The organism is Falsihalocynthiibacter arcticus (genome assembly GCF_000812665.2).
In the GTDB taxonomy this organism is placed as follows: domain Bacteria; phylum Pseudomonadota; class Alphaproteobacteria; order Rhodobacterales; family Rhodobacteraceae; genus Falsihalocynthiibacter; species Falsihalocynthiibacter arcticus.
The window spans coordinates 1,823,203-1,836,899 of sequence record NZ_CP014327.1 but is presented as its reverse complement, the minus strand read 5'-3'; the positions used below and the strand labels follow the sequence as shown (position 1 = coordinate 1,836,899).

Below are 13,697 nucleotides of genomic sequence, written 5' to 3'. Positions count from 1 at the left end.
TTTTATGCAATAAAAACCACGAACACCCATGCAAATCGATGAAGCGAAATTTTGATCACCCCTGACTGCGGGCCCATCGACGAAGGGATACGCCTTTAAACGCCGCTAAGATACTTTTTGCCACCAATGAAAATTTATGATTGAAACATGGCACCACAACCTGAGTAGCCAGCATTGAGAGCCATCCGTGTCGCGCAGCAATAGTGTTTACAAAGAAGCTTACAACCGATGTTTGGATTATATTTGCGACCATGATATCGCCAGCCAACTGCCCCCAGAAACCGAACTTGCCAAAAAACTTAAAACAAGCCGCACGACAATTCGCGTCGTTTTGGAGCATTTAGATCAAACCAAGATTATTCATTGGGACGGCCGGTTAAAAACCGTTCTTCGCATGCCCGCCCCTATCGACTATTTCGCAATTGAGGAAACACGCTCGGCCAGTGAAAAAGTCGACACTCTTTTTATGGACTATATTCTTGGTGGCGATTTGGCACCTGGGTCGGTCCTTCGAGAAAGTGAATTGGCAAGAGAATTCGGCGTTAGTTCGTCAGCGATCCGCGAATATCTCATCCGCTTCTCCCGTTTTGGCTTGATCGAGAAAGAACCCAATCGCCACTGGGTGCTCCTTGGTTTCACCCGTGATTTCGCCGAGGAGTTGTTTGACGTGCGCGAAATATTTGAGCTTCGGACGCTGCGGAATTTTTGTGAAACGCCCATGTCCGCTGAATCCCGCGCAGAGCTACAAGCGCTTGAGGTGGCTCACGTTAATTTACTCGAGAATATCGACACCCACTACCTCAAATTTTCCCGCCTAGATGAGCGCTTTCACCGCGTGCTTATTGAAAAGCTTGGCAACCGGTTCATCTCCGATTTCTATGTGCTCATTTCGCTGATTTTCCATTTTCATTACCGGTGGAATAAAACCTACGAAAAAGAGCGCAATAAACAGGCAGCCAAGGAGCATCTGGTCGTCATTCGAGCGCTCCTTTCGGGCAACAAGGACGCCGCAAAAGATGGGTTTACGGTCCATCTTGAATCTGCGCGGCGCACACTTCTGGATAGTGTCGTGTGGGACTAGAGCATCATCGCTGAGGCGCACCGCCCGCTCTTAAAACGGGCCGGAACCTGCCTCACAAAGCAGATTCCGGCGGGGCAAATGCACCATCTGCGAGCTTAGCTCTTAAGGCACGCAGTCAACGCCTGCGCCATATTTGCGAGCGTCGTGCCATATAGGTTTTTGTCTAGAGGCAAGGTCGCCCCCAATGGATCCATTTGCACGATGTCCAGCCCACCATTTGGGGTAATCGCGTCAAGGATTCCCGACTTAAACCCGGACTCAACAGCCAAACATTTGACGTTCGACTGAGCAATCTTGTCGCGAACATCTTGTAGCCTGCGTGGCCCTGGATCAACAGCTTCTGTATCTGTTATCGCCCCAAAGGAGGGGACCTCAAATCGACTTTCAAAATACTGAAACGCATCATGATACACAAAGTATTCCACTCCGCCGAGATCGGAAAAACCCTCTTGGATACCCTGCGCAAGCGCGACCATCTGAGCTTCAAAATCCGCGACATTCTCTTTGTATACCGACCCATTTTCAGGGTCAATTTCCGTCAGAATACGCGCCATTTCCCCCGCCCAGAGCACCGCATTTTCTGGGTCAAGCCAACTATGGGGATCAAATTCACCATGCGCATGCCCCCCCTCATCGGCGTGCTCTTCCTCATCAACGTGCCCTTCCTCCTCGCGTGCCTCCAACAAATTCGTCCCTGAAACCTCTGCCAAGAACACAATTTCGGCCCCGACGGCCAAAGTCTCCAAGCTTTTCACAAGCCATGGCGTTAAGTCGGGACTGACACTAAAAACAACGTCCGCGTTTTGAAGTCCGCGTGCATGTGACGGGCGCAATGAGAAATCATGTGGTGAGGCCGCTTGTTCCACTATCAATGTGGGCGTCCCAACACCCTCCATAACCTGCGCGGCAATTGCATAGATCGGCGCGATATCAACTACGACATTGGGCGCTTTGGCATGTGCGGATTGTCCAAAAGCGATGGCGGCAACGAATACGGGTAATAGATTTTTCAACTTTTTTTCCTCTAAAACTAAATTTGGCCTCGACTTATATGTAATAATATAACATTACAAGTAGGAACCCAACAGACTGAGATCTTATGTCGACCCATGGATTTGAACACCACGACCACAAGGATTGCATCGATTCCGGCATCGCTTCGGTTGAGGCGCAATGTGGCGCGCAGAAGCTTCAACTCACACCCGTCCGCAGACGTGTGATGGAAATCCTGCTGATCGAACATCGTGCCCTCGGGGCCTATGAAATCCTCGACCATCTGCGCACCGAAGGCTTGGGCTCCCAACCTCCTGTCGCCTATCGTGCGCTTGATTTTCTGGTGTCCAACGGCTTTGCCCATAAGATCGAACGCCTAAACGCCTTTGCCGCCTGTATGCATCCCGGAGAGCATCATGCGCCCGCCTTTCTAATCTGCAAAGAGTGCGACGGCGTCGTCGAAACCTTCTGCGCGCCCTTGCTCAATGAACAGGCGCACGACCTAGGTTTCAAAATTGAACGCACCGTTGTTGAGGCGCTCGGTCTGTGCCCAAATTGCCAATCGGACACGGTATGAAACTGATCTCCACAGAAAAGCTCACGGTAAAACACGGGTCAAAAACAACGCTGGATGCCGTCGATTTTCACATAGAGAACGGTGAAATCGTCACCCTTGTGGGACCGAACGGTTCGGGCAAAACCACCCTGCTGCGGGCGCTTATTGGCGCGATCCCGAGCGACGGAAAAATCACGCGGGCGGAAAACCTCAAGATCGGTTACGTCCCGCAGAAACTCCAACTCGATCCCAGCCTGCCGCTCTCTGTGAAACGCTTCCTCAGCTTGCCAACACGCCACCCCCTCGCGGAGGTCACTGCGGCGTTAGACGCGGGCGGCGCTGGACATATCGCCGACACCGCGATGGCCGACCTCTCGGGGGACAACTTCAACGCGTACTCCTTGCACGGGCTTTGCTCCATAAACCAAACTTGCTTATTCTCGACGAAGCCACACAGGGTCTCGATCAACCCGGGGCCGCCTCTTTTTACCAACAGATCGAGGACGTGCGCTCGCAACTCGGATGTGCCGTTTTGATGGTCAGCCACGACCTGCATGTTGTGATGGCCGCCTCCGATCGCGTCGTCTGTCTCAACGGTCATGTGTGCTGCCACGGAACACCCGATATCGTAGCCTCCGCCCCCGAATACCGTGCGCTTTTTGGCACGGGAACGGGAGGCGCACTTGCTCTGTATCGCCACGAACATAGCCACAGCCACGACGACCATGAACACGGCCCAAACTGTGGCCACGAGGATCAAAATGCTGGATGATTTCATGCTCCGCGCCACATTGGCCGGCCTCGGACTTGTACTCGCGGCCGCACCCCTTGGGTGTTTCGTTGTCTGGCGGCGGATGGCCTATATCGGCGACGCCACTGCACATGCCTCGATCCTCGGCGTCGCAATCGCGCTCGGGTTTTCCATCTCGGTCTTTGCAAGCGTCCTTGCCGTCGCTCTCCTGATGGCAATCCTCGTCTCAACCCTCAGTGGTCGCAACCATTCAACGGACTCCCTCCTTGGGGTTTTGTCCCACTCCGCGCTCGCTTTTGGCCTCGTCGCGATCTCATTTATCGACGGTGTGCGGGTCGATCTTATGGCCTATCTCTTTGGGGAAATCCTTGCTGTAACGACCATGGACTTAGCCGCGATTTGGGGCGGCGCGGCCGTTATCCTCGCGCTTTTGGTCTGGCGTTGGTCGCTATTTCTCACCTCGACCCTTAGTCCCGGCTTGGCCTATGCCAGCGGAATCAACCCCAAACGCGAACAGCTAATCCTCACTATCGCGCTGGCACTAGTTGTGGCTGTTGCGATCAAGGTTGTCGGAGTTTTACTGGTCACAGCGATGCTCATCATGCCCGCAGCAGCCGCGCGCCCCTTTGCCAAAACACCCGAAAGCATGGCATTTATTTCCTTAGCAATTGGCGCGGCATCCGTCGTGTTGGGCCTACAAGCGGCCTTGATCTACGACACGCCTGCGGGGCCGACCATTGTTTGTGTCGTGGCAATCTTTTTTGCGGTTGCCTCGCTCGTCCGGCTGCCCCTCCGGTCTGGCTAACCCGCTTAGCTTTGACGGGACGCCGCTATAGCAAGCCCGTCGACAACACCGGTAAAGGCCTCTGAATACAAGAACTCAGCAGCGGGGAATACGGCCCGCATGCCATCATCCACGATGGACATAAGGCTTGAACCTCCAACAAAAACGACCTGTTCGATTTGGGCCTCCGACACGCCAGCCAACACGAGCGTTTCCTTGACTGCATCGCGAATATCCGCGCCATATTCCGCAAGGGAGTCGGCCATGGATTGGTCTGACATGACGGCAAACAGGCCCGCTTCAATCATTTTCATATCAATTCGCGCGTCGGAGCGATCCTCTTGGTTCACCAGAATTTTCGCCCGCTCGACAGCAAAGGCAACTTCATGCCCCAACTCCTCGGTCAGGACCGTGAGCAGGCGTGAAAACAACACGGGTTCAAGGGCCAGCTTCCCAAGCTTCGCCATCGCCAACCGTGTCTGTTGCGTATAGAGAAACGGGATTTTCTCCCAAGTCGCCAAGTCTTGAAATATCGCGCTCGGGGCGGCCAATGCGCCCTCTCCGAACTCTTTGCCAATCAAGGAATCTTTGCCCAAAAGTGGCATCACATGACGCACGCTGAGCCGTTTATCGAAATGGGTTCCTCCAAGTCGCACACCATGGCTAGCCAAAATTTCCTGCGTGCCAGCTTGCTTGCGAAACACCGTGAAATCCGAGGTCCCGCCGCCAATATCAACCACCAATCCAAGGCTACCATCTTGGCGCGCATGGCTGGCCAAGGCTGCGGCTTCGGGCTCCGGCATGAAGGATACTTCTTTGAAACCCGCCTTTAGGTAGCATTCCGTCAGATCGGCCAGCGCCTGCGTATTGCGCCCCTCATCCTTGGAGTGAAACCGCACGGGACGCCCCGAAAGCGCCCGCTCAAATGTCGTATAACATTGGGCCTCGGCCCGAGTTTTCAACACCTCAAGGAACCGCGCGATAATATCGCTGATCGTCATTTCGGCGCCCATTATCCGACGCTTTTCATGCATCAAAGACGTCCCAAGGACGCTCTTGAGGGCGCGCATATAACGCCCCTCTTCGCCTTGAATAAGGGCGCGGTTGGCTGCACTTCCGATCCGCATTTCCGCCGAATTTTGTGGGAAAAATACGGCTGTTGGCAATGTTTTCTCACCCGCCTCAACCTCGATCAAGAAAGGTTTATCGTTGACCAAAACTCCCGCCGCAGAGTTGGATGTCCCAAAATCAATTCCCAAAGCATTCATCGTCTGGCACCTTTATCGTCCGCAGGAACCGCGCTCTTTAGGCCCGTCGTGCGAGAGATACAACCCTATCTGAATGCTAAGTGTTGTCGTTTTGATTTGGACTGCGATCCCATTGGCGCGTCATGTTGCCGTTGATCCACGCAAGCGCCGCAAGTGACAACCCGAGGCCAAGGAAGGAAGCGACCCGAATGAGGCCCGCAAGCCCTGACATATCGATTAGAAAGACCTTCGCAATCGTGAGACCAATGCCGATCATAGCAAAACGCCGCAGCATCAAATTGCGACGGGAAAACGCATAGAATAAAAGCGCCGCCGAGGATAAAAGCATCGCGATTGTATAGCTATATAACTCCTCATCAAACACCCCTTGGTAGTCTTCCATATCGCCGCCCCACCAAATATGGCGGATTTCAAGCGCGGCGAAAATCACCGCATAGAGGGTCGCAAGCCCTGCATAGAATTTTCGCGTCCGCAGCTTCAGATGCGTCATACTCCATGCGATAAATCCAAAGAGGCAGGCCAAACCACCATAGCCAATGATCAAAGAGTTTAGGAGGATAGGGCCGATAACCGACTTAGCTTCTAAGCCCCAAACTGGATTGAAAATAATCAGTTCGACGAGCATCAACACTGTTCCCAAAATGCCAAAGATCCAAGCAAGTACAAGCCGCACGATCCGGAACATGCGCGCTCCATGCTTTGCGCGGTACAACTGATTGGCCGCCGAGACCCAAACCACCAAGGCCGCCAACGAAACCGTGATTTCATCGCCGCCGCCCAAATAATCCACCAAACGCGCGAGGCCGACACTGGCAAACATGGCCGCAAGACTCCAGAACGCAGATTCCACAACCAGAAGCGCGCCTTTCTGGTCTCGGGTTCTCAGGACGACAAACGTCGCCGCTATCAATCCAAGAATTGCAATCGCAACCAAAGAGAATTCCAGCGTCGAAACACGGTAAATCCACCAAAATCCAGGGTCGACAAAAGACCGATAAGAGACAACGATCGTGCCAACTTGAACAAAATACGCCAACCGCCGCATGTCGAATTTACGCTCAAGAAGAGCAGCAAGCAGCACCATAACGCTCAAGGCCACCGTCAACGCCGCTTGTGACAACATTATCGTGAGCGCAAAGCTTATCAGGGAGAGGGCCGACATCGCAAAGATGGTCGCGCGGCGTTTATCAGGGCTGTCCAAGCGGGCGACCCGATGCGCCATGCCGACCATCAACGCGGCGACAAACATCGCGATACCGGCCCATAGGTTCGCTGTTAAAACATACACCGGTTGCCAAAACGCTTCGAGCGCAACAAGCGTGGCATTGGCCGTAACTGCGGCACCGACGCTCAAGGCAAAACGACCATTTTTGCGGTTGTTCCCGAGCCAAAAAAGCACGCAGCTCATCGCGATTCCGAGCGCGACGAGAATGAAAACGGTTGTTGGGAGGGCGGTCTCTGGAGCGCGCGTCAGACCCGCTTTAAATTCCGCGAGCAATGGCCCGCGATTGATCCCTTCAAGGGTGATCAAGGCCAGAAACACCACCACAGGCCCCATCGCCAATTCCCAAAGAGCGGGTGCTGCACGGAGCCAGAAATTAGTGGCCACAAACAGGAGCATAGCCGCGCCAATGGCCGCCCACGCGGTGGTCGCATTCGGAGCATCCGCCCCAACTGCTAGAATGACGACAAGGGCCGCAACAAACGTACCGAACGCCAGCCGCGTCGGGAACTCAACGGTCGGCAGCGTCTCCATTGACGACGAGAAATCCTTTCGGACAAGACGCCAAACCGCCTGCCCAACGGATGTGCCTTCGTGGTTGGGATATAGGGTTCGTACGGGGATGGTCGTGGCGCCCGCGGCAACAATCAGGGCAAACGCCAAGAAATAAACGCCTTCCGTCGTGCCCGATTGAAACAAAACCATTGCCGCAAAATAGGGCGCAACTATCGACAAAACCGAAACCCACGCACGGCGTTTCACCGTATCAATCGCCAATCCGACAAGGCAAATAAGGACAAAATAGGCATATAGGAAATTCGGAGCCGTACTGGACCCGCCGATAAGAAACGGGGCAAGCGAGGCTCCGAGCAAACCAACAATCGAGAGAAACGGGCCATAGAACCAGCCAAGGACAAGCGCCACACAGGACACGGCCACAAGACTAACGAAGGCCATTTCCGCACCGATGAGGCCATACATTTGCCGTGCCGCCAACACGCCGATGAACAATAAAACGATCCCAGCACCCGACAGTGTCGACGGAAGTGCTGCGGCATGCCCCGTTTCATCGCTGGCCCGCCTGCGCACCCATTCGCCGCCCGCGATCAAGGCCGCGCCGAGGAAAAGTGTTCCAACTACGCGCCAAACAGGGGTCAGAATTCCGTTTTCCACACTGTATTGCACCAAGAATACACCCGCCAAAACGAACGAAAGCGCGGCAACTGCGAGGAACCATTTTTCTTTGAGCCATTCCGTAATCGCAGCCGCGTTATCGGAGGTCAGAACAAAGGCTTTTGAGGGTTCTGGTCTCTGCACTTCTTTGAGGGAGGACGTGGGCCAGATTGTGGGTGCTACATCTTCGACAGCTGCTGCCGACGCGGGAACAAAACCTTCCGGTGTCGGCAATGCCGCTTCACTCGGTGCAGTGTCCGTGGCCGCGTTTGGCGCTTCCAGAACGTCCATACGCGCACTGAGGTCTTTAAGTTTTTTGCTTTGGCGGAAAAGGGTAAAGATCATCCACAGAAAGGCCAGCGGGATCAATACACCGCCTAAGTCGAATAATCCCACGCCGCTCTCCCCTTGTTTTTATTCGGAGACTCCTAGGGCTGCCCCTTAGGCCTGTCAACTTTGCTCTAAAATCTCGTCCCGCGGGATTTGAAAGCTCTCGCCTTTAGTCGTCATTAGGGTCCGCGGAGACTGGTCGTTCAGCACCGAGAAAATCACTTCTTTAGGGCGGCAAAGAACGACCCCTTTAGAGGTCCGCACGATTGGGCGCTCGACCAACATCGGGTCCGCAACCATCGCACGTAAAATCTCGCTGTCTGGTGTCGCAGGGTCCATTAGGCCAAGCTCTTTTGCAGGCGTATTGCGGGTGCGCAGTATATCGCGCGCCGAGAGTTTCGCGTCCGTCAAAAGCGTGCGTAACAGGTCTTCCGTCCACCCGACTTGCTGGTACAACACAATCTCCGGAGTCTCTCCTGCGAGTTGCATAATCTCCAAAACAAACCGAGACGTACTACATTTTGGGTTGTGGTAGATGGCGCTGTTCATCCCCCTAACCCTGTGCCGCAACTGCCGCTGCCCGAATTGCACGGATATTTTCGCCATAGGGCGCTGGGTTTTGCACACTACCACCAGAGAATACTGCCGATCCCGCGACCAAAACATCTGCACCTGCAGCCGTCACAAGGGGCGCTGTTTCGGGGGTCACTCCGCCATCAATTTCGATGTGAATGGGACGATCTCCAACCATGGCACGAAGTTTTTTAACCTTATCTATTTGGCTATGAATGAACTTTTGCCCGCCAAATCCGGGGTTCACCGTCATCACACAAATGAGGTCAATCATATCCAACAAATACTCGATGCTTTCCACAGGTGTGGCTGGATTAAGCGCGATACCCGCCTTGGCGCCCGCATTGCGGATCGCTTGAACGGTTCGGTGCGCGTGCGGCCCCGCTTCGACGTGGGCAGTAATAATATCGGCACCGGATTTGGCAAAGGCTTCGATGTAGGCGTCGACCGGCGTAATCATCAAATGCACGTCCATCACACCTTTGATATGGGGACGGATCGCTTTACAAGTCTCTGGACCGAACGTAATACTTGGCACAAAATGCCCGTCCATGACGTCAACATGAATCCAGTCCGCCCCCTGCTCCTGAACCGCCAAAATCTCGGCACCAAAGTTGGCGAAATCTGCGGCAAGAATGGACGGGGCGATTTTAATATTACGGTCAAAACTCATTGGGGTCTCCGTGGGCTAAGCGGGTTTTAGGCTCTCTTTCTTCTACCTACCTTGCTTTGCGAGCCTTGAAAACACTCTGATTTAGCCTTCTCAGCGCACCAATCCTTGACCAAACGGTCAAACTTGCAATAACGAAGGAATAATGAGACCCTTTGTCCTGATCAATCCGGAGCCTCTTTGATGGAAAACCAAGCCAAGACGACGGTAAAAACTGCCGCTGTTGCCACCGCGCAATTGCCGCAAGTCCACGAGCCACGCAATCCTGGGATGGACCTTGATTTGGACTGGGTCCTTTCGGTGCATGCGAACACCTCCGCGATTGAGCGCCGCGCTGCCTCGATTTCTGGACGGCGCTCGGTGAAAAAAGACTATCAAGCGGCGTGGATGCTCAAAGCGATTACGTTGATCGACCTTACAACACTCTCCGGCGACGACACTTGGGGTCGCGTGCGACGCCTGTGCGCCAAGGCCGCCCATCCCGTACGCGCGGATATTCTCGACGCGCTCGGTATGCCCCCGATCACCACCGGCGCGGTTTGCGTTTATCACGATATGGTCGAAACGGCGGTCGACGCCCTCAAGGGAACGGGTATCCCCGTTGCGGCCGTATCAACAGGTTTCCCTGCGGGTCTATCCCCCCTCCACCTACGCCTAGAAGAAATCCGTGAAAGCGTTAAGGCCGGCGCAAAAGAGATCGATATCGTGATTTCCCGCCGCCACGCGCTTACTGGCAACTGGCAAGCAATCTACGACGAAATGCGCGCCATGCGTGAAGCATGTGGCGACGCCCACGTCAAAGCAATCCTCGCAACGGGCGAGCTTGGAACCCTACGCAATGTCGCCCGCGCGAGCCTTGTTTGCATGATGGCAGGCGCGGATTTCATCAAAACATCAACGGGTAAAGAACCAGTAAACGCCACCCTCCCCGTCACCCTCGTGATGATCCGCGCCATCCGTGCCTATCACGCGCGAACTGGCTATCGTGTCGGCTATAAACCAGCGGGGGGCATCTCCAAGGCCAAAGACGCGGTTACGTACCTCGCCCTCATCAAGGATGAGTTGGGCGACCGTTGGCTGGAACCCGATTTATTCCGCTTTGGTGCTAGCTCGCTTTTGGGCGACTTAGAGCGCCAACTTGAGCACCATGTTACCGGCCGCTATTCCGCCGCCCACCGCCACGCGATTGGATAAGACCATGACAGTAAAAGAGATATTCGACACAATGGAATACGGCCCCGCCCCCGAAAGCGCCTCCGAAGCCCTTGCATGGCTGGTAGATCGCGGCGACAGTTTTGGCCATTTCATCAACGGCGCCTTCACCAAGCCCGGCAAAGGCTTCCCGAGCAAAAACCCCGCCAATGGCGAGACCCTCGCGATCATCAGCCAAGGCACCCAAGGCGATGTTGACGCCGCCGTAAAAGCAGCCCGCGCGGCGCAAGGTCCGTGGGCCAAAACATCAGGACATGCGCGGGCAAAATACCTCTACGCCATCGCACGCCTCGTTCAAAAGCACTCCCGCCTCTTTGCGGTTCTTGAAACGCTGGACAACGGGAAACCCATCCGCGAGAGCCGCGACATCGATATTCCTTTGGTCGCGCGGCACTTCTATTACCACGCGGGCATGGCGCAATTGATGGAAGCTGAACTTCCCGACGCCGAAGCCATCGGTGTTTGTGGTCAGGTCATTCCGTGGAACTTCCCGCTCCTGATGCTGGCTTGGAAAATCGCGCCTGCGATTGCAATGGGAAACACTGTCGTTTTGAAACCAGCGGAATACACGTCCCTTACGGCGCTGCTTTTTGCGGAAATCTGTCAAGAAGCGGGCCTGCCACATGGGGTCGTCAACATCGTCACCGGCGATGGTGCCACGGGCGAAGCTATTGTTACCCACGAGGGGATCGACAAAGTGGCCTTCACCGGTTCCACCGCAGTTGGCCGCAAAATTCGCGCCGCGACCGCGGGGCAAAACAAGGTTCTCACGTTAGAATTGGGCGGCAAATCCCCCTACATCGTTTTTGACGACGCCGATATCGATAGCGCCATCGAAGGGCTTGTCGACGCGATTTGGTTCAACCAAGGCCAAGTCTGTTGCGCCGGATCACGCCTGTTGGTTCACGAAGGCATAGCCGAAGATTTCTACGCTCGTTTGCGCGCGCGCATGGCCAGCCTGCGCATCGGCGACCCGCTCGATAAATGTATCGACGTGGGCGCAATTGTGGACCCCGTACAACTCGCAACCATCAAGCGCCTTGTAGCAGGCCACGGCAACGAGGGCACCGTTTATCAAGCGCCTTGCGCAATGCCTGCCGAGGGCTGTTTTTACCCACCAACATTGATCACCGACCTTCACACATCGTCGGTTTTGATGCAGGAAGAAATCTTTGGCCCCGTCCTCTGCGCGACCACCTTCCGCACTCCCGACGAAGCGGTCCAAATCGCCAATAACACGCGCTATGGCCTTGCGGCGACCCTCTGGACCGAGAACGTCAACCTCGCCCTTGACGTCGCCCCCAAACTTGTTGCGGGTGTTGTTTGGGTCAATGCCACCAACCTCTTTGATGCCGCTGCTGGCTTTGGCGGTGTGCGGGAAAGTGGCATGGGACGTGAAGGCGGCTGGGAAGGGCTTTCGGCCTATACCAAACCCAAATCCAAACTCAAAAAACTCTCACCTGTCGAGACCATTCCTGAACCAAGCACCGTCAAGGTCGACGGCCTTGACCGCACAGCGAAACTCTATGTTGGCGGCAAACAGGCACGTCCTGATAGCGGCTATTCAAAACCCGTTTACAGCCACAAAGGAGCCTTGATCGGACATGTTGGCGTCGGGAGTCGCAAGGACATTCGCAATGCGGTTGAAGCGGCCCATAGCGCGTCAAAATGGGGAAAAACCACAGGACATTTGCGGGCGCAGATTCTCTATTACATCGCAGAAAACCTTTCGACCCGCGCCGAAGAATTTGCCAAGACCCTAGACGCCATGCAACCAAAATCCGCAAAACACAGCGGAAAGGAGGAGGTCGAAGCCACCATCAGCCGCCTTTTCACTTATGCCGCATGGGCCGACAAATACGATGGGCTTGCCCATGGCGTTCCCATTCGTGGCGTCGCCTTAGCGATGAAGGAACCTGTGGGTGTGATCGGCGCGCTCTGTGCTGACGAAGCGCCATTGCTTGGCTTAATTTCGGCAATGGCCCCCGCGATTGCGATGGGCAATACCTGCGTCCTTGTGGCAAGCCAGCCATTCCCACTGGCGGCAACCGACTTCTATCAAGTGCTTGATACGTCCGACGTTCCTGCAGGTGTTGTGAATATCATCACCGGCGAACACAGCGGTCTTGGCGCAACTCTTGCCGACCATATGGACGTCGACGCGATTTGGAACTTCTCGTCTACCGACATCTCTGGCGATCTTGAACACCGCTCCGCGGGCAACCTAAAACGCACATGGCTCAATCAGGGCCACGCGCGCGATTGGTATGGGCCACAGGGTGAAGGCCGCGAATTCCTCATGCAGGCCACCGAAGTGAAAAACATCTGGATTCCTTACGGGGAGTAAAAAATATGGGCGCTCATCGAACCGTTCGATGCGCGCCCAAATCCAGTTAAGCCTATTTACGTGGCTTTACGCGCCAAGACCCAAGCCACGCCTTGAACCGTCCCCAAACACCGCGCGCGCGGTCCTTAACGGCATCTGCGCGTTGGTCGGCGGCCTCCAGGGCCTCTGTCGCATCATCCAGCAAGGGGTCGATTTTACGTTCGCGGAATTGCACCCACACCCGCCAAAGCCAGAAGATCAAACCGGCAAACGCGAGCAGGATGATGATACTCATCCATGGGATAAGCCGCACGTCTGGCCCGTCGACAACTTTAAACTTGATAATATTTGGATAGATCGACAAAAACTCGCTGCGCCAACCATAGTGGGTAACCGCGACCCAAATCGGGGCGTCGCGCAACGAAATCAAATCCGCAGCCTCCGCCTGGAGGTTTGAACTGTTGATCTTGAAGTAAGGCGGCCAGGCGAAAATTCCGGTGTCTTCATTGCGGTAGACAATAATTTTTCCGCCGTCATATGCCGCGTTCACGAGACGTAAATCGCGGTTGGTGGCCGCTTGGGCACCGCTGTCTGGTTCGGCATAAAAGAAACTGTTCGATCCCGAAAAATCGGCCCGAATAATCTCGGTCCCCGTGATGCGCACGATGTCGCGCTGCGGGAGATTATAGTGGAAAAAAGCAAAGACCGTCGTAACGAGCAAGACCCAGAAAGTTATTTTCACGTAGCGCATGACGACC

Annotated in this window: 11 protein-coding genes and 1 pseudogene; 6 read left to right on the top strand and 6 right to left on the bottom strand. The window is 54.9% G+C overall.

Annotated elements, in window-relative coordinates:
* Positions 1-187 precede the first annotated feature (187 nt).
* Entirely contained in the window at positions 188-1,081 is an 894-nt protein-coding gene (locus tag RC74_RS09095; protein WP_039001978.1) for a GntR family transcriptional regulator, read from the top strand.
* Between the two features lie 95 nt (positions 1,082-1,176).
* Here RC74_RS09095 and RC74_RS09090 read toward each other — a convergent pair whose 3' ends face one another.
* Positions 1,177-2,094: a zinc ABC transporter substrate-binding protein gene (locus RC74_RS09090; protein WP_052274796.1), complete on the bottom strand. Its 918-nt coding sequence runs from the start codon at positions 2,092-2,094 to the stop codon at positions 1,177-1,179.
* Between the two features lie 86 nt (positions 2,095-2,180).
* Between RC74_RS09090 and RC74_RS09085 the strand changes: the two genes are divergently transcribed.
* The 3 genes and pseudogenes from RC74_RS09085 (at position 2,181) to RC74_RS09075 (ending at position 4,186) form a co-directional block, all read left to right on the top strand.
* Positions 2,181-2,651, top strand: coding sequence for a Fur family transcriptional regulator (locus tag RC74_RS09085; protein WP_039001977.1), 471 nt, complete (start codon positions 2,181-2,183; stop codon positions 2,649-2,651).
* Positions 2,648-3,402: pseudogene (locus RC74_RS09080) on the top strand (ATP-binding cassette domain-containing protein). Before RC74_RS09085 ends, RC74_RS09080 begins: the two are co-directional and overlap by 4 nt.
* A complete protein-coding gene (locus tag RC74_RS09075) occupies positions 3,392-4,186 on the top strand; it encodes a metal ABC transporter permease (RefSeq protein WP_039001975.1) in 795 nt (264 codons plus the stop codon). The pseudogene RC74_RS09080 and the gene RC74_RS09075 overlap by 11 nt, the downstream one beginning before the upstream one ends.
* Before the next feature lie 5 nt (positions 4,187-4,191).
* On the opposite strand, the gene RC74_RS09070 is transcribed toward RC74_RS09075, so the two are convergent.
* The 4 genes from RC74_RS09070 to rpe form a co-directional block, all read right to left on the bottom strand.
* On the bottom strand, positions 4,192-5,433 hold the full coding sequence (locus RC74_RS09070; protein ID WP_039001974.1) for an Hsp70 family protein: 1,242 nt from the start codon (positions 5,431-5,433) through the stop codon (positions 4,192-4,194).
* 76 nt (positions 5,434-5,509) lie between these two features.
* Positions 5,510-8,224 (bottom strand): DUF2339 domain-containing protein, encoded by a 2,715-nt coding sequence (locus RC74_RS09065; protein WP_052274795.1) that lies wholly within the window; start codon positions 8,222-8,224, stop codon positions 5,510-5,512.
* 54 nt (positions 8,225-8,278) lie between these two features.
* Positions 8,279-8,707: an arsenate reductase family protein gene (locus tag RC74_RS09060; RefSeq protein ID WP_082802228.1), complete on the bottom strand. Its 429-nt coding sequence runs from the start codon at positions 8,705-8,707 to the stop codon at positions 8,279-8,281.
* Positions 8,708-8,711: 4 nt separating this feature from the next.
* On the bottom strand, positions 8,712-9,404 hold the full coding sequence (rpe, locus tag RC74_RS09055) for a ribulose-phosphate 3-epimerase (protein WP_039001973.1): 693 nt from the start codon (positions 9,402-9,404) through the stop codon (positions 8,712-8,714).
* Between the two features lie 180 nt (positions 9,405-9,584).
* Here rpe and deoC point away from each other — a divergent pair, with 180 nt between their 5' ends.
* Positions 9,585-10,595 (top strand): deoxyribose-phosphate aldolase, encoded by a 1,011-nt coding sequence (deoC, locus tag RC74_RS09050; protein ID WP_039001972.1) that lies wholly within the window; start codon positions 9,585-9,587, stop codon positions 10,593-10,595.
* 4 nt (positions 10,596-10,599) lie between these two features.
* On the top strand, positions 10,600-12,960 hold the full coding sequence (locus RC74_RS09045; protein WP_039001971.1) for an aldehyde dehydrogenase family protein: 2,361 nt from the start codon (positions 10,600-10,602) through the stop codon (positions 12,958-12,960).
* A 52-nt stretch (positions 12,961-13,012) separates the two neighbouring features.
* Here the strand turns inward: RC74_RS09045 and RC74_RS09040 are convergent, their stop codons facing one another.
* A complete protein-coding gene (locus tag RC74_RS09040; protein WP_039001970.1) occupies positions 13,013-13,690 on the bottom strand; it encodes a DUF1523 family protein in 678 nt (225 codons plus the stop codon).
* Positions 13,691-13,697: the final 7 nt, after the last annotated feature.

Coding starts and splice junctions, on each gene's coding strand:
- RC74_RS09085 (WP_039001977.1), top strand. CDS start 2,181: ATGTCGACCCATGGATTTGAACACCACGACCACAAGGATTGCATCGAT.
- RC74_RS09075 (WP_039001975.1), top strand. CDS start 3,392: ATGCTGGATGATTTCATGCTCCGCGCCACATTGGCCGGCCTCGGACTT.
- RC74_RS09070 (WP_039001974.1), bottom strand. CDS start 5,433: ATGAATGCTTTGGGAATTGATTTTGGGACATCCAACTCTGCGGCGGGA.
- RC74_RS09060 (WP_082802228.1), bottom strand. CDS start 8,707: ATGAACAGCGCCATCTACCACAACCCAAAATGTAGTACGTCTCGGTTT.
- rpe (WP_039001973.1), bottom strand. CDS start 9,404: ATGAGTTTTGACCGTAATATTAAAATCGCCCCGTCCATTCTTGCCGCA.
- deoC (WP_039001972.1), top strand. CDS start 9,585: ATGGAAAACCAAGCCAAGACGACGGTAAAAACTGCCGCTGTTGCCACC.
- RC74_RS09045 (WP_039001971.1), top strand. CDS start 10,600: ATGACAGTAAAAGAGATATTCGACACAATGGAATACGGCCCCGCCCCC.
- RC74_RS09040 (WP_039001970.1), bottom strand. CDS start 13,690: ATGCGCTACGTGAAAATAACTTTCTGGGTCTTGCTCGTTACGACGGTC.